Source organism: Sivoneniella epilithica UHCC 1019, assembly GCF_040830845.1.
Classification (GTDB): Bacteria; Cyanobacteriota; Cyanobacteriia; order Leptolyngbyales; family Leptolyngbyaceae; genus ULC077BIN1.
The window spans coordinates 91,911-114,533 of sequence record NZ_JBFPDP010000004.1; the positions used below are offsets into that span (position 1 = coordinate 91,911).

Annotated in this window: 17 protein-coding genes and 2 pseudogenes; 9 read left to right on the forward strand and 10 right to left on the reverse strand. The window is 48.0% G+C overall.

Annotated elements, in window-relative coordinates:
- Positions 1-100: 100 nt before the first annotated feature.
- The 5 genes and pseudogenes from AB3R30_RS04055 to AB3R30_RS04075 form a co-directional block, all read left to right on the forward strand.
- A pseudogene (locus AB3R30_RS04055) lies at positions 101-521 on the forward strand (IS4 family transposase); the annotation flags it as partial.
- Positions 522-661: 140 nt separating this feature from the next.
- Positions 662-1,960, forward strand: coding sequence for a glucose-1-phosphate adenylyltransferase (locus tag AB3R30_RS04060; protein WP_458647862.1), 1,299 nt, complete (start codon positions 662-664; stop codon positions 1,958-1,960).
- 104 nt (positions 1,961-2,064) lie between these two features.
- Complete coding sequence (locus AB3R30_RS04065; protein WP_458647863.1) at positions 2,065-2,544, forward strand: hypothetical protein; 480 nt, start codon at positions 2,065-2,067, stop codon at positions 2,542-2,544.
- A 4-nt stretch (positions 2,545-2,548) separates the two neighbouring features.
- Positions 2,549-2,881: an MGMT family protein gene (locus AB3R30_RS04070; protein ID WP_458647864.1), complete on the forward strand. Its 333-nt coding sequence runs from the start codon at positions 2,549-2,551 to the stop codon at positions 2,879-2,881.
- Positions 2,882-2,956: 75 nt separating this feature from the next.
- The gene (locus AB3R30_RS04075) at positions 2,957-3,442 is read left to right on the forward strand and encodes a universal stress protein (RefSeq protein ID WP_458647865.1); all 486 of its coding nucleotides are present in this window, start codon (positions 2,957-2,959) and stop codon (positions 3,440-3,442) included.
- Between the two features lie 90 nt (positions 3,443-3,532).
- On the opposite strand, the gene rnc is transcribed toward AB3R30_RS04075, so the two are convergent.
- The 4 genes and pseudogenes from rnc to AB3R30_RS04095 form a co-directional block, all read right to left on the reverse strand.
- The gene (gene rnc, locus AB3R30_RS04080; RefSeq protein ID WP_458647866.1) at positions 3,533-4,237 is read right to left on the reverse strand and encodes a ribonuclease III; all 705 of its coding nucleotides are present in this window, start codon (positions 4,235-4,237) and stop codon (positions 3,533-3,535) included.
- On the reverse strand, positions 4,210-4,500 hold the full coding sequence (locus tag AB3R30_RS04085; protein WP_458647867.1) for an HNH endonuclease: 291 nt from the start codon (positions 4,498-4,500) through the stop codon (positions 4,210-4,212). Before AB3R30_RS04085 ends, rnc begins: the two co-directional genes overlap by 28 nt.
- A 397-nt stretch (positions 4,501-4,897) precedes the next feature.
- Positions 4,898-6,907, reverse strand: a complete 2,010-nt coding sequence (locus AB3R30_RS04090) for a protein kinase domain-containing protein (protein WP_458647868.1) — start codon at positions 6,905-6,907, stop codon at positions 4,898-4,900.
- 176 nt (positions 6,908-7,083) lie between these two features.
- Positions 7,084-7,504, reverse strand: a pseudogene (locus AB3R30_RS04095) (IS4 family transposase); the annotation flags it as partial.
- Between the two features lie 451 nt (positions 7,505-7,955).
- Here AB3R30_RS04095 and AB3R30_RS04100 point away from each other — a divergent pair.
- The 3 genes from AB3R30_RS04100 (at position 7,956) to AB3R30_RS04110 (ending at position 10,937) form a co-directional block, all read left to right on the forward strand.
- Positions 7,956-8,606 (forward strand): methyltransferase domain-containing protein, encoded by a 651-nt coding sequence (locus tag AB3R30_RS04100; RefSeq protein ID WP_458647869.1) that lies wholly within the window; start codon positions 7,956-7,958, stop codon positions 8,604-8,606.
- A gap of 171 nt (positions 8,607-8,777) precedes the next feature.
- Complete coding sequence (locus tag AB3R30_RS04105; RefSeq protein ID WP_458647870.1) at positions 8,778-9,686, forward strand: hypothetical protein; 909 nt, start codon at positions 8,778-8,780, stop codon at positions 9,684-9,686.
- A gap of 24 nt (positions 9,687-9,710) precedes the next feature.
- Positions 9,711-10,937, forward strand: coding sequence for a BaiN/RdsA family NAD(P)/FAD-dependent oxidoreductase (locus tag AB3R30_RS04110; RefSeq protein ID WP_458647871.1), 1,227 nt, complete (start codon positions 9,711-9,713; stop codon positions 10,935-10,937).
- Here AB3R30_RS04110 and AB3R30_RS04115 read toward each other — a convergent pair.
- The gene (locus AB3R30_RS04115) at positions 10,927-11,679 is read right to left on the reverse strand and encodes a DUF2382 domain-containing protein (RefSeq protein WP_458647872.1); all 753 of its coding nucleotides are present in this window, start codon (positions 11,677-11,679) and stop codon (positions 10,927-10,929) included. The two genes, AB3R30_RS04110 and AB3R30_RS04115, sit on opposite strands and share 11 nt — an antisense overlap.
- Positions 11,680-11,790: 111 nt before the next feature.
- Positions 11,791-12,669, reverse strand: coding sequence for a DUF2382 domain-containing protein (locus tag AB3R30_RS04120; RefSeq protein ID WP_458647873.1), 879 nt, complete (start codon positions 12,667-12,669; stop codon positions 11,791-11,793).
- Positions 12,670-13,345: 676 nt separating this feature from the next.
- Between AB3R30_RS04120 and AB3R30_RS04125 the strand changes: the two genes are divergently transcribed.
- Positions 13,346-17,122: a CAAX protease gene (locus AB3R30_RS04125; RefSeq protein WP_458647874.1), complete on the forward strand. Its 3,777-nt coding sequence runs from the start codon at positions 13,346-13,348 to the stop codon at positions 17,120-17,122.
- An 18-nt stretch (positions 17,123-17,140) separates the two neighbouring features.
- On the opposite strand, the gene AB3R30_RS04130 is transcribed toward AB3R30_RS04125, so the two are convergent.
- From AB3R30_RS04130 to AB3R30_RS04145, 4 genes are all read right to left on the reverse strand, one after another.
- Entirely contained in the window at positions 17,141-17,980 is an 840-nt protein-coding gene (locus tag AB3R30_RS04130) for a nitrate ABC transporter ATP-binding protein (protein WP_458647875.1), read from the reverse strand.
- 43 nt (positions 17,981-18,023) lie between these two features.
- Positions 18,024-20,024 (reverse strand): ABC transporter ATP-binding/substrate-binding protein, encoded by a 2,001-nt coding sequence (locus AB3R30_RS04135; protein ID WP_458647876.1) that lies wholly within the window; start codon positions 20,022-20,024, stop codon positions 18,024-18,026.
- A 181-nt stretch (positions 20,025-20,205) separates the two neighbouring features.
- The gene (ntrB, locus tag AB3R30_RS04140) at positions 20,206-21,051 is read right to left on the reverse strand and encodes a nitrate ABC transporter permease (RefSeq protein WP_458647877.1); all 846 of its coding nucleotides are present in this window, start codon (positions 21,049-21,051) and stop codon (positions 20,206-20,208) included.
- A gap of 218 nt (positions 21,052-21,269) precedes the next feature.
- Positions 21,270-22,616 (reverse strand): CmpA/NrtA family ABC transporter substrate-binding protein, encoded by a 1,347-nt coding sequence (locus tag AB3R30_RS04145; RefSeq protein ID WP_458647878.1) that lies wholly within the window; start codon positions 22,614-22,616, stop codon positions 21,270-21,272.
- Positions 22,617-22,623 lie beyond the last annotated feature (7 nt).

The window sequence follows — 22,623 nt, forward strand, 5'->3', positions numbered from 1 at the left end:
CGTCCCCAGACAACAATGACCAAAGCTCATTAAAAGCGCGGGAAAGAAGAATTTCGACATTTTGTCTTCCCCCCTGCCCCGGCTTGCGAGGCAGGGGAAGAATGTTCTCGACCCCCACCAGCTTTCAGCCCGGCAAGTGTGTGATCTCTACCGCTGTCGTTGGCAGGTCGAAGATGCCTTTTTATTGACCAAACGACTGCTGGGGTTAGCGTATCTCTGGGTCGGGGGACGCAGTGGGCGCAAATTCAACTCTATGCCACTTGGTTTTTTATGCTGTCCTCAATGACTTGTGCGCAGAAGTCGCAGTCGCTTTAAGGCAATTGCTAGAGCGCATCTCAATGGAAATGGTGTTTCGGTCGCTTTATCATTTTGCTCAAGCGAAACAACGAGATGCCGCGACCGAATAGATTCCCTATCTTGTCCACTTTCAGCAGTCTTTTGGCTTGCTCAAAGCCCACACCCAGCGAGGGCGAAAAAATGACGCACTAGCGCTTGACATCTGGCTTCCTTCTTTTAGTTGACAGCTATGGCACAAGACCTATCCCTACAGTCAGAAATCATACTTACATTCAGCAATGCCGATTCTTGTATTATCTAACCCTTGCCAAGGAAGCCATACCGCATCACACTAGTGGTGAGGGAATGGCAGAGAGGTTATTTTGTGAAGCGAGTACTAGCAATTATCTTGGGTGGCGGCGCAGGAACCCGTCTCTATCCATTAACAAAAATGCGGGCAAAACCAGCCGTGCCTCTAGCAGGCAAATATCGACTGATCGATATTCCAGTGAGCAACTGCATTAACTCCGAAATTTATCAGATCTACGTTCTAACCCAGTTCAATTCCGCATCTCTCAATCGACACCTATCTCGTTCCTATACATTTACTGGCTTTAATGACGGGTTTGTTGAAGTTCTCGCAGCCCAACAAACGCCTGAAAACACCAACTGGTTTCAAGGAACAGCAGACGCGGTTCGGCAATATCTTTCTCTTTTTGAAGAATGTAATGTCGATGAGTTCTTAATCCTATCCGGCGACCATTTGTATCGGATGGATTACAGCAAGTTTGTGCAGCGTCACCAAGAAACCAACGCCGACATCACCATCTCAGTTGTGCCTATGGATGAGCGCCGCGCCTCTGACTTTGGTTTGATGAAAATTGATAGTGCTGGGCGCGTGATAGATTTTAGCGAAAAGCCCAAAGGCGACGCGCTGACTGAGATGCGGGTGGATACCAGTGCTTTAGGACTGACCCCTGAAGATGCAAGGCAGAATCCTTACATCGCCTCCATGGGGATTTATGTTTTCAAGAAAGAAATCTTAATTAAGGTTCTCAAAGAATCGCTCGAACGAACTGATTTTGGTAAAGAAGTCATTCCGGATGCGGCGACGAAGCATAACGTTCAGGCGTATTTATTTAACGGCTACTGGGAAGACATTGGAACCATCGAGTCTTTTTATGACGCGAACATGGCGCTCACCCAGCAGCCTTTGCCGCCCTTCAGTTTCTATGATGAAAAAGCACCCATCTACACTCGTCCTCGCTACCTGCCACCGACGAAACTGCTAGATTGCAATATCAAAGAATCCCTGATTGCCGAGGGTTGCATTTTGAAAGAATGTTCGATTAATCATTCGGTTGTGGGGGTGCGAACCCGGATTGAATCGGGTTGCCTGATTGAAGACACGATGATTATGGGTGCTGATTACTATCAACCCTTAGCAGAGCGTCAGTCTGGCACGATGATTTATTCTGCGGCGGATGTGCCTTTGGGCATTGGCAAGGACACGATTATTCGTCGTGCCATTATTGATAAAAATGCTCGGATTGGCTGCAATGTGCGAATTGTGAATAAAGACAATGTGCAGGAAGCTGAACGAGAAAATCTTGGGTTTTTCATTCGTAGCGGGATTGTGGTGGTGTTGAAAGGTGCCAGCATTCCAGATGAAATGGTTATTTAGGATGGGTTTTGAGGAAACGTGAAAAACTGTCCTTTTGATGCCACGAATTTAGCTAGGACGCGCTACTTTGGAGAAGATAAGCGCGATCGCCTAGGAGAGTAGCAGTGTTGAGTCAGATGTGGGGCAAGGTTGGTAAACTGCTTGGTGGATTGAGCTTAGTCAGCGGCGGTACGGTTTCTCTCGGAATTCTGCTAGGAGTGGCGATCGCTCATCCGGGTGGCATTTTGCTGACAGTGCTATTAACCCTGCTCGTGTTTTTTGGGTTGGCTCCAATGGCAATCGGCGGTTTGCTGCTCTACAGTGGTTTTAAGGCAGAGCATTACGCGATTCGCGATCGCTTCTTTCAGGTATTGCGCCTTAGCCAAGGGCGGCTGACCGTGCTAGATTTTGCAGCGGCGGCTCGGTTAGAACCGATGCTTGCCCGTCGCCATTTAGACAGTTGGGCGAAAGAGTTTGATGCTAACTTTGATGTCAGCGATGAAGGCGATGTGTATTATGTGTTTCCGCCCCAACTGATCGCCCTACCCGAAAGCCGATTTCAAGCAGTGGGGCAAGCGGTGCGCGAAGTGCTGCGATCGCTTTAAAGAAATGGCAGCTTACGAAACGATTTATGCGATCGTCCGACAAATTCCTGTTGGAAAAGTAGCAACCTATGGACAGGTGGCAGATTTAGCCCATATGCCCGGAAGAGCGCGGCTGGTAGGCTATGCCTTATTTCGGGTTGCGCCAAATTCTGATATTCCCTGGCATCGAGTGATCAATGCAAAAGGTGAGATTTCCGAATCGCCAGAGCGCTATGGATCTGATTATTTGCAGCGATCGCTGTTGGAAGCAGAAGGCATTCAATTTACACCCCACGGCAAAATTAGTTTGCAAGACTATCGCTGGATTGGTCAAGCATTGCTTTCCCAGAAAACTTAATGTGTTGTTAGCCTTGAACATTTATTCTTTAATCTTGTTAGTAGTAAATTTCAGACTCTAATACAGAAGATTTCTATGTTCAAAAAAATTCTACTTGCCATCACCCCGACTGGCAGCAATGACCATATTCTGGAAGAGGCGATCGCCCTGGCAAAGCTATCCAATGGCGAATTGATGCTGTTGCATGTTTTATCTGCCAGCGATCAGAGCTATCCTGTGCCCCTCTATCCGGGTGCTGGCAGTGTTTATGAAGGGGCATTAAGAGAAGAAGCCATCAAAAACTATGCCCAGCAATGGGAGATTTATGAGCGAGACAATTTTGAATTCATTAAAGCCTTAACCGCTCAGGCAGCAAATGCCGGGGTGAAAGCTGAATTTACTCAAAGCCCAGGAGATGCAGGAAATATGATTTGCAAACTCGCTGAAACCTGGAACGCCGACCTGATTATGCTAGGTCGCCGAGGACACTCTGGCTTGAAAGAATTATTTCTCGGCAGCGTCAGTAACTATGTGCTGCATCACGCGCCTTGCTCAGTCTTGACCATTCAGGGCGCAAGTTAAGGGTAGGCAGAAGCTTTGGCGTTCTGGCAATCGAGTAATCAATCGAGAATTGGGAAAGCAAGAAAAGATCTTTTTCCTTCCTTTCCCAATTCACAGAATTCCTAATTTCTTTAATGCCTCTTTTGCAGCATTCTTTTCTGCTTCTTGCTTTTTGTGCCCCATTCCCCGCCCATAAACTTTGCCGCTCACCTGAGCTTCTGCCCAAAAATTTTTGTCGTGGTCTGGTCCCGATTCTGACAAAATCACATACTGAGGATTTTCGCTACCGTTTGCTAATGCCCATTCCTGGAATCGGCTTTTGAAGTTGATGGTCGCTGCTGTCGCCGTCTGGCGATCGCACACAGACTCAAAAAATGGCTCCACATACTGCTGCACTTTAGCAACATCTGAGTTGCAATCTAAGAAATAGGCACCAATCATCGCCTCAAAAGTACTACTTAATAAATTGGGATTCGTCCTTCCGCCATCCCGGTCTGCGCCCTTGCCCAATCGCATCTGACTCCCCAAATCTAGCGCGATCGCAAATTTGGCTAACTGGGTTTGGTCTACTAGCTGTGATCGCAACATCGTTAACTTGCCCTCTGCTTGGTTCGGATAACGCCAAAATAAAAAGTTTCCACTGATAAAGTTCAGCACGGCATCGCCCAAAAACTCCAGCCGCTCATTATCCTCCAGCGCTGGATTCTCATTGATATACGAGCGATGGGTCAACGCCTGTTGTAGCAAAGAAGCTTTTTTGAATTTTGGTAGTTGCAGCGATCGGGGAGTCATGAGTTTTGTCGCTTTTGTTGACATAGAACAGGGAAAATTGAGAATATATCTTCCCAAGAAGGGTAATAACCCGGCGGAACAGGGTTATTGCCACGACCACGATTACATTGACGACAAGCAAGACGCAGATTTTCAAGATCGTTTTTTCCACCCATGCTTTTGGGTTTCATGTGCTCAATCGTCAGTTCAGTGGATGCTAAAGTTTTTTTGCACCAGCAGCAGCATGAACCGTCTCTCACAATCAACTGCTGTCTTTTACTTTTTCTTTGTTTTGTATTCATTGCCATTTCTAATCTCTTTCGTGAGTTAGTAAAATTGGCAAACTGAGTGTATACAGACATCAAGGGCGGGCATAAAAAGCTGCGCTTCTTGATGTCTGCATCCTTAAAATATTTGCATCTACCTAACTCAAGATGCAGACCTATATATACGGCATCACAACACGTAGAGACAGTTCACGTACTCTCTATGTTGCAATCCGCATATATAGAACAACACCTCAAATTAGATAGAAGCAAATATGCTAAGGATTAGCTCTAATTTGCTTTTAAAAAGCACATAGTTTTGTCAAGTGCCTACCTGTTTAATAACGTAGAAAATAGGAAACTGTCAAGTGCGGAGTCAATAAGAATGAGATGAGTGAAACATATTCGCCCACCTCCTGATTTCCTACGTGTGTCTCCCTTATCTCACTTGCCACACTTTTACGGTATTGTCTGAACTGCCGCTGGCGATTCGATAACCATTGGGACTGATGCTAACGGCATTCACGCCGCTGATGTGGTCGCTCAGAGTGGCTTTTAGGTCGCCTGTTTCTACGTTCCATAGTCGGATAGTGGTGTCGCTGCTGCCGCTGACTAGGGTTTTGCCATCGGTGCTAAGCGCGATCGCATTCACTGAATCCGTGTGTCCGCTGAAAGTGCGAATCACTTCACCTGTGGTTAGGTTCCAGATTTTGATCGTTTTATCTTTACTGCCGCTAATCAAGGTTTTGCTGTTGGGGGCGATCGAGATCGCATTCACTGCGCCAAAGTGGCTTCTGGGCAGCGTTCGGATCAAATTTCCTGTTTTTAAGCTCCACAGCTTGATTTGGTTATCCAATCCACCGCTAGCCAGCAGTTGGCTATCTGGACTCACCGCCACCGATCGAATCATGCCTGCTGTATTAGAAAAAACCCGCAGAGATTCCCCTGTTGCTAATTGCCAAATCCGTGCGGTTCGGTCTTCTCCGCCACTGGCAAGGAGGTGACCCACGCCATAAAACGCCACCGACTTCACATCGTTAGAGTGCCCCGTTAACGTATGCAGCAAACTGCCATTGGTTAGGTTCCACAGCTTAATCGTGTAATCGTCGCCGCCACTCGCCAACATGCGGCTGTCTGGACTGATGGATAAGCAGTTAACGGGTTTAGTATGTCCCTTCAAAGTTTGAATTAAACTGCCTGTTTCCAAATTCCAAACCCGGATCGCGTCATCCAATCCGCCGCTGGCGACTGACTGACCATCTGGACTGATGCACACCGCCATGACCCAGCGAGAATGTCCAGTCAGAGTATATAAACAGCGGTTTCCTGGACCGCTAGAGGGCGGAGGTGATATGCGCCCTGCCGGCACACTGGGTTTGGAGATTGCAGCCCCACCAGATTGACTGCGAACTTGCCCAGAAGGAGCGCTAGGACTGGCAACTGGAGCGAGGGGAGTGCTGCGAGATTGCCCAGCAGTTGGTGAGGAGGTGGGCTGATGGGACTGTGAGGCAGAAGGATTAGCGGAACTGGGCAATGCTCCGGCTGATGGGCGAGACAATGCCGATCGCAAATCTCGCATGACTGCATCCGCCGAGGGATACCGTTCACTGACTAAATCTTTCAGCATTTTGTCAAGAATTTGAGCGATTGCGTTACTGATGTTGCCCCCTTGCTGATAGAGGCGATCGCGCCATAGCCAGCGTCCTTCCATCGGGTCATATAAATCATCGGGTTTAACATGGGTCATCAAAAAAATGCAGGTTGCCGCCAAGCTATAAATATCGCTGGCTGGATAGGCTTTTCCCCCGCGCAATTGTTCCATCGGTGCGTAGCCCTCCGTTCCAATCCGGGTTCCCGGTTGCCCCGTTGTCTCTGCCGACAGCAGTTTTGCTACCCCAAAATCAATTAGCACCAGTTTGTGATCACTTGCCCGCCGAATGATATTAGAGGGCGTAATATCGCGATGAACCACCTGATGATCATGAACAAACTTGAGCAAAGGCAGTAAGCCCACCAACACTTCTCGAATTCGCCGTTCACCAAAATGCCCATATTGCAGGGTTTCTTGCAGCAATGTTTGACCTTCAACGAACTGCTGCACCAGATAGAGCCGTTGGTCATGCTCAAAATAGGCAAGCAGGGTTGGGATCTGGGGATGCTCGCCCAGTTCGTCTAGTCGCTCTGCTTCCTGCTGAAAAAGTTGCACGGCTTTATCCAACGACTTTGTGCCTTTCACTTGGGGCGAAAATTGTTTGATGACGCACGGAGCGTTAAGGCGATCGCTATCCATCGCTAAATAAGTTTTGCCAAAGCCTCCTTGCCCAATCGGACGCATGACCCGATAGCGACCTCGCAATATGGGAATTAGTTTGGCACCACAACTCAGGCAAAACTCAGCATCATCAGCATTTTGCGGCTGCTGGCATTCAGGATTTAAGCAACAGGTCATACAGAGACATCCAGGACATATCCCATCATTTTCGCCTGTTCCAAAGATTTACAGCGTTTTTTAGGGAAAGAAGCGAAAAAAGAATCTAGGTTTTTTAGTTTGAACCATAAAAAACTGGGCATTGCTGAATGTAAGTATGATTTCTGACTGTAGGGATAGGTCTTGTGCCATAGCTGTCAACTAAAAGAAGGAAGCCAGATGTCAAGCGCTAGTGCGTCATTTTTTCGCCCTCGCTGGGTGTGGGCTTTGAGCAAGCCAAAAGACTGCTGAAAGCGGACAAGATAGGGAATCCATTCGGTCGCGGCATCTCGTTGTTTCGCTTGAGCAAAATGATAAAGCGACCGAAACACCATTTCCATTGAGATGCACTCTAGCAATTGCCTTAAAGCGACTGCGACTTCTGCGCACAAGTCACTGAGGACAGCATAAAAAACCAAGTGGCATAGAGTTGAATTTGCGCCCACTGCGTCCCCCGACCCAGAGATACGCTAACCCCAGCAGTCGTTTGGTCAATAAAAAGGCATCTTCGACCTGCCAACGACAGCGGTAGAGATCACACACTTGCCGGGCTGAAAGCTGGTGGGGGTCGAGAACATTCTTCCCCTGCCTCGCAAGCCGGGGCAGGGGGGAAGACAAAATGTCGAAATTCTTCTTTCCCGCGCTTTTAATGAGCTTTGGTCATTGTTGTCTGGGGACGCCAAATAGAGCTATTTTGACTTTAACCTCTGCTTGACTTCCTTGGATTTCCTTAAGTTGACAGCTATGGCACAAGACTTACCCTGCCCGAGATGAAGGGCAACCACAAGGGATTGCCCCTACGAATTTCATCCCCAGATTTAGCAATGTCCAAGAATCAACTGAAAAAAAATTATGACTAAATTGCGCGATCGCCCTTGCAACTAAGCATTTTTCGCTTAAAGGCTCAATCTAAACAACCCTTATAATTAGCCAAATTGAAAACTTTTGCCTACTTTCTGGCTCCCAGTCTTTCCAGACTCGCAAATTGTTAACATAAGTTCATAACTATTCTGTAATCACTCTTCGCTCTATGGTTCTGCTTAACCCCGATCAGCGCACCAAGCTTGACGATACCGACGACAGCGAGTTTTATGACTCTCCTCGGTTTGTCACCCATGTGGATGATGGTTTTATTCAACAACTGACTGATTTATATCGAGAGCGACTGAAGCCCAACTCGCGAATTTTTGACCTAATGAGCAGTTGGGTGTCGCATTTGCCTGATGACATGGAATTTGCCCATGTGGAAGGGCATGGACTCAACGGTGAGGAGTTGGCTCGCAATCAGCGGTTAAATCACACGTTTGTACAAAACTTGAACCGAGATCCCAAGTTGCCTTTAGAAGATCAATCTTTTGACGCAGTTTTGAACACGGTGTCCATGCAATATATTCAGTACCCTGAAGCCATTTTTTCTGAAATTCATCGGATTTTGAAACCGGGCGGCATCGCGATTATTAGTTTCTCTAACCGGATGTTTTATCAAAAGGCGATCGCGGCATGGCGGGAAGGGTCTGAGGCTAGCCGAGTTTCGTTGGTGAAGAGCTATTTTGAAGCGGTGCCAGGATTCAGCAAACCAGAAGTAATTGCGCGTCAATCGCAGGCTCCGGCGATGTTGCAATGGTTGGGCATGTCGGGAGGTGATCCGTTTTATGCGATCGCGGCTTGTCGCAAGGATTAGAGTTAGCCAGTAGGTTGCGAGTTCAAATGAGCAATCTTAAGAGAATCAAGTGGAATTGAAGTAATGCCATTCAGTTCTGAGAAGATAATCGGATCTATCATCGAAGTAAGCTAGCTAAGAAATTAACTAGAACTTTTCAGTTGATTGTCTAGTGCGGGTAGGGTTCCTACAATGCCGAGTAATCCGCTATTTCATCCGATTAACGAGAAAACTAGAGCGGTTAGTGTGCGAGATCAGATTCAGATGGCGCTGGCGATCGCGGATTTGAAATTGCTCAAAAGTCTGTTAACTCAATGCATTCCGGCAATTATTCCGCCTGAACGAATCGGGACGATCGCCAGTGAAGTGAGCGTACCCATGGGCGATCACGTGGTGGCAGATGGCATTTTACACGTTGAAGCGATTCACTGTGTGCTGGCGCAAGTGCAAACTCAGCTAGACCCCAGCATGAATAGTGGGACGAGTGAGAGCAAAGAAACGGCAAGGTTGACTCAGCATGAATCTGACATGCAGACGATCGCCCACCATTTGCCCTTAGCCCCAGCGATCGCGCTATTGGCAAAAGTTGGCTTCCCACCGCCCCACATTCAAGAGATTTTACGGCTACCCCATTATGCTTGGCATAAATCCTGGTGGGTTGCCTTGGATACAGATGAGCAGTTTACCGTGCCATTTTTGCGCTGCATTCGCACTCTACATTACCCAGATGGCACACTGACTCTGCAATATAAAGATTTCTTTGAAAGTGAAAAGCCCCACTGTTTCGCGAGCCTTGCCCAAAAAGTATTAATCGCGATTCGAGATGAATCTGAGGGGTTTGGCGCAACGCTGCAACGGTTAAACCAGCAGCGATCGGCGTTGGGGAGCAACCAGGCAATTCTAATTTGCAATACCATTTCTGACTTAGAAGCCCAAGCCTTTATTCATCAAGGTGTGAGTCTATATCCAGCGATGGATCTAGTGTTGCCCATGCAGGCAAACTGTTTAGACTGTGCGCGGCACGAATGTTTGATGAATGGGCGGGCAGATTCTTTGGTGGCTTTGTGCTATGGCTTTTTGGTAGATAGCGAATTTGTTTAATGTTTCTCCAATAAAATTCCTCTGATGAATATTGTCGTTATTGGTGGGGGGGCAGCAGGTTTTTTTGGTGCGATCGCTTGTGCCCAAGCCTATCCTCATACACAGGTTACTTTGCTAGAATCTGCCCGTCAGCCCTTATCCAAGGTGCGAGTTTCGGGCGGAGGACGCTGCAATGTCACCCATGCTTGCTTCGATCCGGCATTGCTGGTGCAAAACTATCCTCGTGGCGGCAAAGCATTACGGGGAGCCTTTAGCCGATTTCAGGCAAAAGACACGGTAGAGTGGTTTCAACAGCAAGGTGTGGAACTCAAAACCGAACCCGACGGGCGCATGTTTCCGACCACAGATGATTCTGAGACGATCGTAGACTGCTTGATGTGGGCGGCAAAAAAGGCAGGTGTGGCAATTCACACGGGCGCTCAAGTGCAGCAGGTTAGCCGTCATAAAAACGGATTTGAGATTCAATTAAAGTCAGAAGAACGGATATACAGCGATCGCCTACTGCTAGCCACGGGAAGCAACCTGCAAGGTTACGCGATCGCCCAATCACTGGGACACGCGATCGAACCGCCCGTTCCCTCCCTGTTTACCTTTAATGTCACAGACCCCCGGTTAGACGATTTAGCGGGCGTATCAGTATCTTCTGCTCAACTTCAGCTTCAGTTCGCCGATAAAACCTCGCTGAAGCAAACGGGGGCGCTATTGATTACCCATTGGGGTTTGAGCGGTCCCGCTGTGCTAAAACTGTCTGCGTGGGGAGCAAGAGCGCTGCACGAACAGCAATACCACGCCAATTTACGAATTAATTTATTGCCTCAAATGAACCCGGAGGTGATGCGCGAACAGATGATGGCAGTGCGATCGCAGCTTTCCCGCAGGCTCGTTGCTACCAGTTGCCCCGTACCTGTTCCGCGCCGTTTATGGGAACGATTAATTGTCAGCGTTGGGATGGTGCCAGATGAAACTCGTTGGGCAGATGTATCAAACAAAACGCTAAATCAACTGATTCAAGAACTCACTCAAGGACACTACACCATCAATGGCAAAGGCATATTTAAGGAGGAATTTGTGACTTGTGGTGGCATCAAGTTGAATCAAGTGGACTTTAAAACCATGGAAAGTCGCCTATGTCCCGGACTTTATCTCGCAGGTGAAATCTTAGATATTGACGGCGTTACGGGGGGCTTCAACTTCCAAAGTGCTTGGACAACGGGTTGGTTGGCAGGTCAGGCAATAGGAGCTATGAGTTAAAAGGCTGGTCAGTTCTATTGTTTAGCATAATGCTAATGTGTATCGGTTGTTGAGATTCAGCCGGGTGAGCCGCGATCGCTTCCAAAAATTGAATTGCAGCATTCGCATCATCAAATTCATGAGCAGTTGTATCAAGCCGAGGCATTTTAATAGAAGCAGTTTGATCAAATTCAGTCTCATCAATTTGACCTAAATCAACTACTACTAACTGCTTAAAGGTTGGGCTAATTTGCTCTACTATCAATTTCTCCCGTCGAATTGGCACCTCAACAATACGAGTCTCAATTTCCTTACGAACGATTACCTCTCCAACTTTGCGCTTATGACTATCAATCACCAAACGTTCTTCTAACAATGAAAGCGTTTCTTCAAGCAATGGCAACTTACTAGTATTAGATAAATTCTTGTCAGTTTCGGTTTTCTCTAGAGGAGAGAAGCTAGAAGCTAAATCTAAATTGGATGAAGGACTGAGTGGAGTTGATTCAGCCATAAGTGGCATTGAATCAGTAGATTTAGCCAACAGTTGAGGAGAATTATCGGTTGCAATAACGGGCAATTGTATAGGAGATTGGTAAATAAATTTAGGATCTTCTAAAGGCGCAGAATTTTCTAAAGGTCCAAAGAATTTGCTGCCTCCTGGTTGATAACACGCTGAATTTCTGGATTGAGAAATCTTGTCAGTCGGCAAGTTTTTATCTTCATTTTGTATTTTTTTTACACCAGCATCTTTTGGGTTTGACACTTTTTTAGCTCTCCTATAATTTTTGCTATTAATACTGCTTAGGCAGAGCTATATAGCTCTGCCTAAGTTGCTTTAAACTCTGGTTTTACTAACTGCTACTGGAAGCAACATTTAGACGCGCTCAGAATCACGGCGAGGCTTGGTTCCTTTATCTACAACTGGGGAACCTTGGGTATCTACATCTAGCTCTTCTCGACGTAGAGTTTCTTCGGCGTTCACTACATCTCGGTCAACTTCTTTTCTAACGCTGACTTCTTCACGGACAAACGCTTCTTTGCGAATATCAGGAGTTTCTTCGTAAACCTCTACTCGCGCTACTTCGCCTTCTTGAAAAGCGCGATCGCCCGGTGTAACGGCTACACTACCCGCAGGACTAGTCCGCTCAATCACGACACGCTCTTTTTCGATGGGTACAGAAACTTTAGCGGATTCAGTTTCTACATGCTTTCCAACCGCAACTTCACCTGTTTTTGCACGAGTTTTGTTTGCAATCAACCGCTCTTGATACAGTTTTAGATTTTGGTGGTTAGTGTCATCCAAGTTGTACAAATCAGAATCACGATCGTAGCTATAAGTGTTGCGATCGTAGCCCATAGTAGCCGTAGCGCTGTCTAAAGGAGTGGAGTTTTCTAAGGCAGTAGTGGGACGATAAACACTGCGGACTTGCTCTTCATAGTCATAATCTACAGGCATGGTGCCATCATATTGAGGGAGTGATTCTGCTTGAGAACGAGTTAGCCCTTCAGCAGTAATCCGATGAGCTTTATAGTCAATGCGCGATCGCCCAACAGGTAGCAATACTTTCTTACCCAAAATCCAAGTTCCAGTGTTGATAATTAGATAACGAATCTTACCGATATCATCTACTAACAAATCATCAACTGAACCGACCTTATCTTTACCGGCATAAAGGTCATAGCCAATGATATCTTGATCATCAAAGTGAGTACGATAATCAGGATCGAAATCTTTAATTTTATGAAGTGGCATTGTTTTAATTCCTGTGTGAGGTATTTCTTGAACTTTTACATACCTAAGAGTAGCAACCCACTTACAGCAATTCATCCCTCCTAAGCGAGATCAATATTTATCTCTCAAGTTAAGCGCTTAGTCCACAACTTATGTCGTAGTAGAGTTGCCATTGTTTAAAGATGATTGAACTTGATGCGCAACTAAAGTCAGCCCACCCTGGGGGAGCAAATGGATTGGCGATCGGTGATTATTGTGGCAGTTTCCCTAAGCATGGGTTTAGGGGTTATCGTATGTGCCTGAGTTGTTTGCCAATAAAGAGCCTTTGATCAAAAATCTCTTTGGTTCAGCAATTTCAACAGGCGGATTAACCGCAATTTTGCTTAGCTGGCTCCTACCCAGCGCTTCAAATCCTACGACTGAGCAATTACTGAATCGAGTGAGCTAATCACTGAAAACTAATAAAAATAGGATTATTAATCTCCTACTGTGCAACGACTCTACCCTCGTCTCACCCTTTTCTCCTTTCCCTGGGAGAGAAGGGTGGGGAATGGGAAACTTCAGAAACGCCCTAATTTATTCAGCCAAAATCAAATTTATTCTTTTCATATGCTTGTTGTGTAATCTTCCTGATGTAATCTGATTGCACACATGTAATGACACAAATGGTGTCAGGCGATCGCTAGGGAATACTGTCATGACGGCAACCACTTCATATCAATTTTGGGACTTGCTAGGCGGCGTGTTTAGCCTCAGCTTAGAGGCATTTGGAGAGATCGCTGCATTGACGAGAGGCGTACCGCTAGCGGTGCTAGTCGTGCTATTTGCGGGTTTATCCCTAGGAGTTGGGCAAAGCATTATTCTCTTCATCAATCGGGTTAAACCGATTCGCTTTGTTTTTAGTCTGTTGCTGAATGCCGTTCTGTTTACCTTCGGCTTTCTATTTCTGGCATTTAGCACCTGGCTGATTTGTCTATTGCCTTGGTCAGTATATGTTCCCTTCAACACCCTAATCAAAGTGTTTGGGTTTAGCTATGCGCCTCAACTGTTCAGCTTTTTAGGAGCGTTACCCTATGCGGGGCTTCCCATCTTAAATGTCCTGTCAGTCTGGCGCTTATTGGCTGCGGTGGTCGGTTTTGAAGCTGCCGCCGGAGTGGATGGAGCAACAGCATTTGGCTATGTTGCCTTTGGCTGGGTGGTGCTGCAATTTTTGGAAGGCAGCATTGGGCAACCGATCGCAAAATTGGGTCAACAGCTTTCCGAGCGCGTGGCTGGTGTGGATCTTGCGGATAATCGTATTGAACTGCGGGAGCGAGTACAGGCAGGACGAGTGGCGGCTCCCATTCTCACTGCGACTCAAACCACTGCACCGGAGATGAATCAGTTGATCCAAGCATCGGAGCGATCTGACCCAGCCGCAGCCCAAGCGGTTGCTCAAGCCGTCGTCAACAACGCGGGTAGCACACCCGCTGCAACCGTCACTCAACGGGCGGACCCCTCTGACCCCCTGATGCAGCTTCAGCGAAAAAACACTGGCATTCCTCAGCAACTCAGGCTACTGCTTGGGTTGCTAGCCATGATTGTTGTGTTTGTGGCGATCGCCCTACTGCTGCGTCCGATTCGAGAAAATTTATTTGGCTGGCACAGCAACTTGCCTAAGCTATTCAAATTCGTCTTTGATTTGATTTGGATTGGGGTTGTCGCAGTGGTCTTTGCTGCAATGCTGGCTCCTCTGGAAACCTTGGGCTGGTGGGCTGGTTGGTATGGCGACGACCTGGATACCAGCCAAACCGTAGTGGGGAATGATGAGATCGCAGCACCGCCTTCAATCAACCCCATATCCCGTTACGTCGTTTACCTGGATGGCATTGGGCAATCGGGCGAAAACTACACACCCGACATCGTAGATTTTCTGAATGCGTTTACGCCTGCTTTACCTGACGATATGGAACTGATACAGGGATTGATGATGTATTCCGTGCTGAATCAACCCCTCGATCAAGATCGCCCCCTAGCATTTGTCTGGAGACTGGCGGACAAGATGCGCTGGAGCAACCCAGCGGCAATTTTGGGACTAATGCTCAACCTTCGAAATGTCTTTATCGTGGCGGTTTCGGCAGATAAACGCTACGGTCCAATCTACAATCAGGGCATTGCTCAGGTGCTTTACGATGGCTTAACCAAACGGGGCTATCAACCCGGAAGCGGCATTCCCATAACGCTGATCGGCTATAGCGGGGGCGGTCAAATGTCCGTTGCATCTGCGCCTTACCTAAAACGAGCCACAGGTGCGCCGATCGATGCCATCTCCCTGGGTGGGGTGATGAGCGCCAACAATAATTTACTCAAGCTAGAGCATCTTTATCATGTAGTGGGAGACAAAGATTTTGTCGAGCGGATTGGTCCCGCAATTTTTCCCGGTCGTCGTAAGTGGTTTCCTTTGTCTTATTGGAATCGGGCAATGCGGCGGGGAAAAATCACGCTGCTGGAAATGGCAGGCGTAGGGCACCAGGTTCCCGGTGGATACATGGACCCACAAGCAACGCTGCCCGATGGACGCACCATTCTGCAAGCCACGATCGAACTGATTCTGCAAATCCTGCGGGGCGAAGTGCTATTAGCAGATCAAACCATTCCTCGGAAAGCTAGCAATTACTCGCTTTATCAGCAGCTTGCCTTTCTCCAATCTGATTATTATCCACTGAACCAAACAGTGAACTTGGATCTGTACCAACCAATTAGCGATTGGATGGGGCGATTAATTTTGCCTCAACCAGAGGAACGCGCCCAAGTGAGAGGAGTCCTGTTTGAAGTGCATCACGCACCAGCCGAGTATCAGCAGTATGTTGGGCAAGTAGTGAATCTGCGCTGGGCAAATCACCCAATTCTCAAAAAGCTAGTGATAGCGGTGACGAAGGATGTTCACTTTAGCGCCGATGCTGAATACGGCAGCAAGTTTGGCGGATCGGTGAATCCCGATCGCTTGAACCATTGGCGGCAGGTAGGTCCACTGGAATCCTTAGCGGGCTGCCATCCCGTTGATGACATGATTGTGATGCTCAACTCTCTGGTGGATGTGGAAGAAAACAGGGAACAGGGAACAGGGAATAGTGCGGAATCATCTCTTCCCTATTCCCTATCTTCTATTCCCTCTTCCCTATACATTCGCAGTCTGCCCACAGAAATTACGGGACGTTACTATGCAATCGTTCAATTTTTGGCACCTGTGGCGACGGCACAGTATCGGGTGGTGCATTTCAATCGCGATTCTCGGCAGTTCGATGGCGTTCAGGAAATCGTGTCGGTGCCTCAAGTTTTAATGGCACCAGAATATGGCAGCTATCCTTCAACGACTCAGGATATCGAGCGATCGCCCTTAAATGAAATGGGGTGGTATATTTATGGCGCGAAGGATGCGTCCGGCGTATTTGTAGTACGGTCTTTGGCTCCTCGGTCATTATTTCACTTACAGCCGCAGGAAGTTGTTTTCGGCTCAAAAGCGAGCTATCGCTATATTCGTAAACGGGCTTGGGCAGACGTTGAGGCGCAAAAAGGCAAGATTTCATCGGTGTTGTGTACGCCAAAATCCAGTGGGTCATCGGGGGCTATTCAATCAGCGATTGATGATTGGCAGGAAGGCGATCGCGCCCTGCTGATTCATAACTATGGCGGGATTGGCGGTAACCAAAAAGAACCCGCTGCCGCCACGCCGATTTTCTTTGGGCACTTTTCCTATGGCATGGCTGAAGTGGTGCGAGAACCGCTAACGGGTGAACTGTGCTTTGAGATTGTCTATCATCAAGTGTATTGCCAAAACACCGATGGTCTGACCGCTGGAGCGCTCCATTGGTCGCGCTATATGGGCGATCGCCAAATGGGCTGGGCAGGCACTCGTCCAACCTGCGACCTTTTGGTTAAGCTAGATGCGTTTACCAAAAATTACGATGCGAAGGGCGAGATCAATAGCCCCTTGAATTTAATGATGCGCCAGTTGCAAGTGATGACTTCTCGCTATCGGATTGGGGATGGCACGGGCGCTACTTTTGTCGGTATTGCCAACAACTGCTCCCAAGATGCAAACCAGGCATTGTTTGCCAGCATTCAACAAACGACCAAAGCACTCCAAGCGAATCCAAACCTGCTGAAATCGCTGATGGCAGATCCGGAACAAGCACAGCGATTCAGAGTTCTCGAACAGTTGGGTCAAGACCTTCAGCGAAAACTTCAGCCCTTGGGCGGTCCCCGTTCTGACTGGGCAAAAAATGAGTTCAACTTGGGTAGCACGATGGAAGATAATCCGCTACAAAACCTCAAAGTGGGTCTAGGAAGCTGGCGTACCATCCTGCCACGCCTTGCCAGCGACACCGTTGTTCGCATTTTCTTAAAACATGGTGCTAGTGTTTGGGTGCTTCGGACTAGCCAGATTGGGGGGCACGATCCAAATATCGCCCCGATCGCCCCCATGACACTCTAACGGGAGCGCAAAAATGAATTACCCGTCATCATCGTGGGCAAAACGATTGTAAAGGTAGTCGAGAATGTAGTTCCGCAGCTTATAGAATTCGGGGTCTTCCATAATCCGATCGCGATCGCGGGGTCGTGGAAACGGAATATCGACAATCTCGCCAATTTTTGCAGCCGGACCGTTGGTCATCATCACGAGGCGATCGGCAAGAAACAGTGCCTCATCGATGTCGTGAGTAATCATCAACACGGTGCATCGATGATCATTCCAAATCTTCAGCAACTCAATCTGCAATTCCTCTTTCGTAATCGCATCTAGGGCACCAAACGGTTCATCGAGAATCAGCACTTCTGGGCGAATGGATAGGGCACGGGCGATCGAGACTCGTTGTCGCATTCCACCCGATAGTTGACCCGGTTGTTTGTGGGCGGCTTCGGTCAGCCCCACCATTGCTAGATGTTCCTGAACAATTAGCTTTTTCTCAGCATCAGACTTTTTGGGATAGACAGAATCCACGGCTAGATACACATTGTCGTAGGCAGTCATCCATGGCAACAGCGCATAGCCTTGAAAAACCATCATGCGATCGGGTCCCGGCTCTGTGATCCGTTTACCCTGCAAGGTCACGAGTCCCTCGGTGGGTTGCGAGAATCCTGCCACCATATTCAACAACGTTGATTTGCCACAGCCCGAATGACCAATGACACAGACAAATTCGCCTTGTCGAACTTGTAAATTAACTCCCTCAAGTACTACATACTCACCTTTAGGAGTGGGATAGACTTTAGAAACATTATCAATGACAAGAAACGGATCTTGACTAAACTGGGAATTATGGGTGGATTGCGCGGTTAGAGTTTGCATCATTAAAAAGAGTGAATGATTGATATATCGGTATGTTGGGATGTCGTTATACAGTGGCAAGTGAATGAGTCAGTGGCACTTCTGCCATGTAGATGTCGTGCTTGATAGCCAAGTTGTTGAGATAGGCGATCGGGTCATCTGCATTAAATGTCGTCCCATCAAACAGTTGAATCGGACCTCGACTGTAGGTAATCTCGGACAAGCCTAACTCCCGTGCAGCCGTGCTAAAGGCGCTGACTCGACAGACTCGCTCTAGAATCTCAACCCAATTGCGAGGAAAGGGAACATCGCCCCAACGTGCCATTTGCGTCATCATCCACAGATGCTCCGTTCGGCTAGGACGATTCACACCCTGACCATAGAACTGATGGTGGGCGTATTCTTTGGGTGAGGGATGCAGACTGCATATTTGAGAATTGGGGTCGCCCAAGTAGATATATTGCAGATCAGTTCCGAGATATTCGCGACGAGAGAGAATCTCACGAATTTCTTCATGATTTGCCTCATCGGTGCAATATCGACAAGCCTCTAGCAGTGCTTTCACCAAAGCAATGTGCGTGTTGGGATAAGCCAACGCCCATTCCTCTCGCACTCCCAAAACCTTGCCAGGGTGTCCATCCCACACTTCTAAATCGGTAGCGATCGTATAGCCAATGCCCTCAACGGCAGCGCGGACATTCCAGGGTTCGCCGACACAGAAGCCATCGATGTTGCCTGCTTGCAAGTTGGCGATCATTTGGGCAGGAGGAATCGTATCGAGTTGAACATCGCGATCGGGGTCAATGCCCCCGGCTGCCAGCCAATAGCGCAATAACAGATTATGCATGGAGGCGGGATGAACCACCCCAAACACATGCTGATTCGCTTGGGTATCGAGCAGCATCTGCTTCAGGTCGGGTAGGCTATGAATTCCCTGGTCATAGAAGCGTTTGTCGAGAGTAACGGCATTACCGTTGCGAGTTAGGGTCAGGGCACTGACGGTCGGCAAAGAACGTCCGTCCATCCCTCCCAAGGTTAACCAGATTGGCATCCCCGAGGGCATTTGAGCCGCGTCTAGATAACTCCCTGCAATGCCATCTTGAATGCCGCGCCAACTGGATTCGCGCACTAAGTTGACTTCATCCAAGCCATGATGGGCAAAAAAGCCTTTCTCTTTGGCAACGGCGAGAGGGGCGCAAGCGGTGAGGGGAACGAAGCCGATTTCCAGGTTGACTTTTTCTAACCCGTGACGGGCGATCGCCCCTGTTTTACGCGATCGCAGTTGTTTGATCCGCTTTTGTTGATTGAGAAAGTAGATAATCTCACTCCGCATTGAGTAATAGCTGGGGTGATTGATCACTTCTAGCCGTTTGCGAGGACGAGGAATATCGACCTCCAGGATTTGTCCGATTTTAGACTCAGGACCATTGGTCAACATGACCACGCGATCGCTGAGTAACAGCGCCTCATCGACATCGTGAGTCACCATCACGGCTGTTACTTTGTTTTCGTCACAGATTTGCATCAAGCGTTCTTGCAAATTGCCGCGAGTTAGGGCATCCAGTGCGCCAAAGGGTTCATCGAGTAACAGCAACTTGGGACGAATTGCCAATGCACGAGCGATCGCTACTCGTTGTTTCATCCCGCCTGATAGTTGACCCGGCGGCTTATCGGCAGCATGTTGCAAGCCTACTAAATTAATGTGATGTTCGATCACCTCGCGCCGTTCTGGAACCGATAAATGAGATAGCACTTCATCCACGGCGAGGGCGATATTTTCTCGTACCGTTAACCAAGGTAGGAGCGAGTAGTTTTGAAACACTACCATCTTGTCGGGTCCCGGTCGGCGAACCGTCTCACCATCCAGCAGAACCACACCAGCGGTAGGCAAATCCAGTCCTGCAATGATATTCAGCAGCGTCGATTTACCACAGCCAGAGTGACCAATCAGCGAAATAAATTCACCCTCGCGGATGTTTAGATCAATACCTTTCAACGCGATATAGCGATCGCCATTGGCTAAAGGAAACGTTTTCTCAATATTTTCAACAGCAACAAAGGAGGTCATAGCGGTTAGGAAGTAGAGAATAGGGAATAGGGAATAGGGAATAGGGAATAACGAGTGGCGAATAACGAGTGGCGAATGGCGTTCGCGCAGCATTGACCTAGGAGATATGGCGAGGGGCGAACTCAAAACTCAAAATTCAAAATTCAAAACTTTTCCCGCACTTCGCACTTCGTCATTCGTTTTATCGTTGTTCTTCGGGCAAAATCGCTGTTTGCAGCCATGCTAATGACTTGTCGAGTAACAGTCCCACCATGCCGATGTAAAACAGGGACAAGATAATTTCACTCACTTCACCATTTTGGTAGGAGTTCCAGATGAAGGAACCAATGCCAATCACGCCAGACATGACGATTTCAGCGGCAATAATCGCTAGCCATGCCAGCCCAATCGAGATTCGCAATCCGGTAAAAATGTAGGGCAACGATGCGGGCATCAGTACTTTGAAAAAATACTTTCTCTGCGATAGCTGCAATACACGAGCCACGTTGTTGTAGTCTTGTGGAATCTGCCGGACACCCACGGAGGTGTTGATTAGAATGGGCCAGACTGACGTAATGAAGATGACGAACAAGGCGGCTGGCTGGTTTTGCTGTAAAGCGGCAAGGGCGATCGGCACCCAGGCTAGAGGTGGCACAGTTCTCAGCAATTGAAAAATCGGATCGAGAGCTTTGGATAGGGTGTCGTTGAGTCCGACTAGAACCCCGACACTGATGCCAACGATCGCCGCAAAAATGTAGCCGATCGCCACCCGTTGCAGACTGGCAGCCACCTGCCAGAACAATCCTTTATCGGTGCCGCCTCTGTCATAAAAGGGATAGAGGATCAATATCCATGTATCTTGCACCACTTGAATCGGACCGGGTAACGCTGCGCCTGGAAGTAACGAGAAAAGTTGCCAAAGGGTAAGAAAGATAATGATCGCGATCGTCGGTGGGATTAAATCATTCAGTCGTTCCTTCACCTTCAAACGGGCTAGAAATGGTGAATCAAGCCAAGTCTCAGAGGGTGGTTTACGGGCGATCGTCATGGATATCTCCTTAAAATTAGATAAACTGGCATCTTGCGTAAGGGCGTAGCATTCGGTAGTTGGCTTTTGATTGAATCGTCAAGGGAATTGCCCGAATGCCATGCCCCTACAGAACTCTGGAAATCAATAAAAAATGTATAGGTGGAACTTTTTTCTGGATCTGTCGAATTCACTTCAACAGTCTGTAACAATGGGTGCGACGACTATTAACTCAGTAGCTAAACGCGCTTAATCTTCAAGCTGTCTAAGTAAGCTTGGGGATTTTCTGGATCAAACTTAGCGCCATCAAAGAATGTTTCAACCCCACGAGACTTGCTGGTTGGAATATCTGCCGCTGCAATGCCGAGTTCCTTCGCAGCTTCCCGCCAGATATCCTCCCGATTCACCTGTTTGATCCAGTCTTGCGCCTTGGTAAGCGTCTCTTTTGGCAAAAAGCCCCAACGGACGCTTTCAGTCAAGAACCACAAATCATGGCTCTGGTAAGGATAGGACACACTGCCCTTCTCATCCTTCCAATACAGAACCGCCATTGACTTATCATCAATCGATCGCTCACCCAAGTTATATTTACCCATCAATGGATCGATCAAAGTACTCTCCGGTAGCCCAAAGTATTCGCGTTTAGCCAGAATTCCAGCTAACTCCTGGCGATTGTCAAAGTTATCGCACCACTGTTGGGCTTCCATGACGGCTTTAAGAATTGCCTTAGTCGCTTTGGGATATTGATCTACCCAGTCTTTGCGAATGGCTAAATACTCTTCGGGGTGATTCTTCCAAATCTCCGCTGTGAGGGTTGAGATGAAGCCAATCTTATCTGACACAATTCGAGATGGCCACGGGTCGCCAGTGCTGAAGGCATCCATTGCGTTTGCCTTCATATCGGCAACCGTTTGAGCGGTAGGCACCGTTAACAACTCAACTTCTTTATCAGGATCAATGCCATTTCCGGCTAGCCAATAGCGAATCCAGAAATCCTGGTTGACTTTGGGAAAGGTATACGCCGCTTTAAATTTTGAGCCGTCTGCCTTTAATTTGCTAAAGAAGGCAACTTGGTCAGCCACTTTAGTAGATAAGCCCTTACCTAGATGCTTACTGGCGATCGCAATCCCGTTTCCATGCGTATTCAACTGCGCCAACACGTACATCGGTATTTTTGCCCTATCCGTAATGATGCCTTCTGAAATCAAGTAAGGCATTGGCATTTGCCACTGTCCGCCATCAATCCCACCGCCAGCCGACCCAATTTTCACATTGTCCCGTGCCGCGCCCCAGTTTGCCTGTTTGTCAATCTGCACCTCCGGCAGCCCGTACTTGGCGAACAGTCCTTTCTCCTTAGCAATAATCAACGGGGCAGCTTCCACAATCGGTAAATAACCCAGCTTGACTGTTTTCACTTCCGGCATCATTTCCGGTTTTATATCTACCACTGGAGTAGCAACAGGCGTACTTTGACTGGCAGTAGTATCTGGCGGATTGCCTAAACAGCCCTTTAGCAACACAGTTCCAGATGATGCAGCGGCGATCGTCATGAACCGACGACGAGAAACATTTGAAAAAATAGCCATACTATCT

Coding starts and splice junctions, on each gene's coding strand:
- AB3R30_RS04070 (WP_458647864.1), top strand. CDS start 2,549: ATGGCAGCTTACGAAACGATTTATGCGATCGTCCGACAAATTCCTGTT.
- AB3R30_RS04075 (WP_458647865.1), top strand. CDS start 2,957: ATGTTCAAAAAAATTCTACTTGCCATCACCCCGACTGGCAGCAATGAC.
- rnc (WP_458647866.1), bottom strand. CDS start 4,237: ATGTCAACAAAAGCGACAAAACTCATGACTCCCCGATCGCTGCAACTA.
- AB3R30_RS04085 (WP_458647867.1), bottom strand. CDS start 4,500: ATGGCAATGAATACAAAACAAAGAAAAAGTAAAAGACAGCAGTTGATT.
- AB3R30_RS04090 (WP_458647868.1), bottom strand. CDS start 6,907: ATGACCTGTTGCTTAAATCCTGAATGCCAGCAGCCGCAAAATGCTGAT.
- AB3R30_RS04100 (WP_458647869.1), top strand. CDS start 7,956: ATGGTTCTGCTTAACCCCGATCAGCGCACCAAGCTTGACGATACCGAC.
- AB3R30_RS04105 (WP_458647870.1), top strand. CDS start 8,778: ATGCCGAGTAATCCGCTATTTCATCCGATTAACGAGAAAACTAGAGCG.
- AB3R30_RS04110 (WP_458647871.1), top strand. CDS start 9,711: ATGAATATTGTCGTTATTGGTGGGGGGGCAGCAGGTTTTTTTGGTGCG.
- AB3R30_RS04120 (WP_458647873.1), bottom strand. CDS start 12,669: ATGCCACTTCATAAAATTAAAGATTTCGATCCTGATTATCGTACTCAC.
- AB3R30_RS04125 (WP_458647874.1), top strand. CDS start 13,346: ATGACGGCAACCACTTCATATCAATTTTGGGACTTGCTAGGCGGCGTG.
- AB3R30_RS04130 (WP_458647875.1), bottom strand. CDS start 17,980: ATGATGCAAACTCTAACCGCGCAATCCACCCATAATTCCCAGTTTAGT.
- AB3R30_RS04135 (WP_458647876.1), bottom strand. CDS start 20,024: ATGACCTCCTTTGTTGCTGTTGAAAATATTGAGAAAACGTTTCCTTTA.
- ntrB (WP_458647877.1), bottom strand. CDS start 21,051: ATGACGATCGCCCGTAAACCACCCTCTGAGACTTGGCTTGATTCACCA.
- AB3R30_RS04145 (WP_458647878.1), bottom strand. CDS start 22,616: ATGGCTATTTTTTCAAATGTTTCTCGTCGTCGGTTCATGACGATCGCC.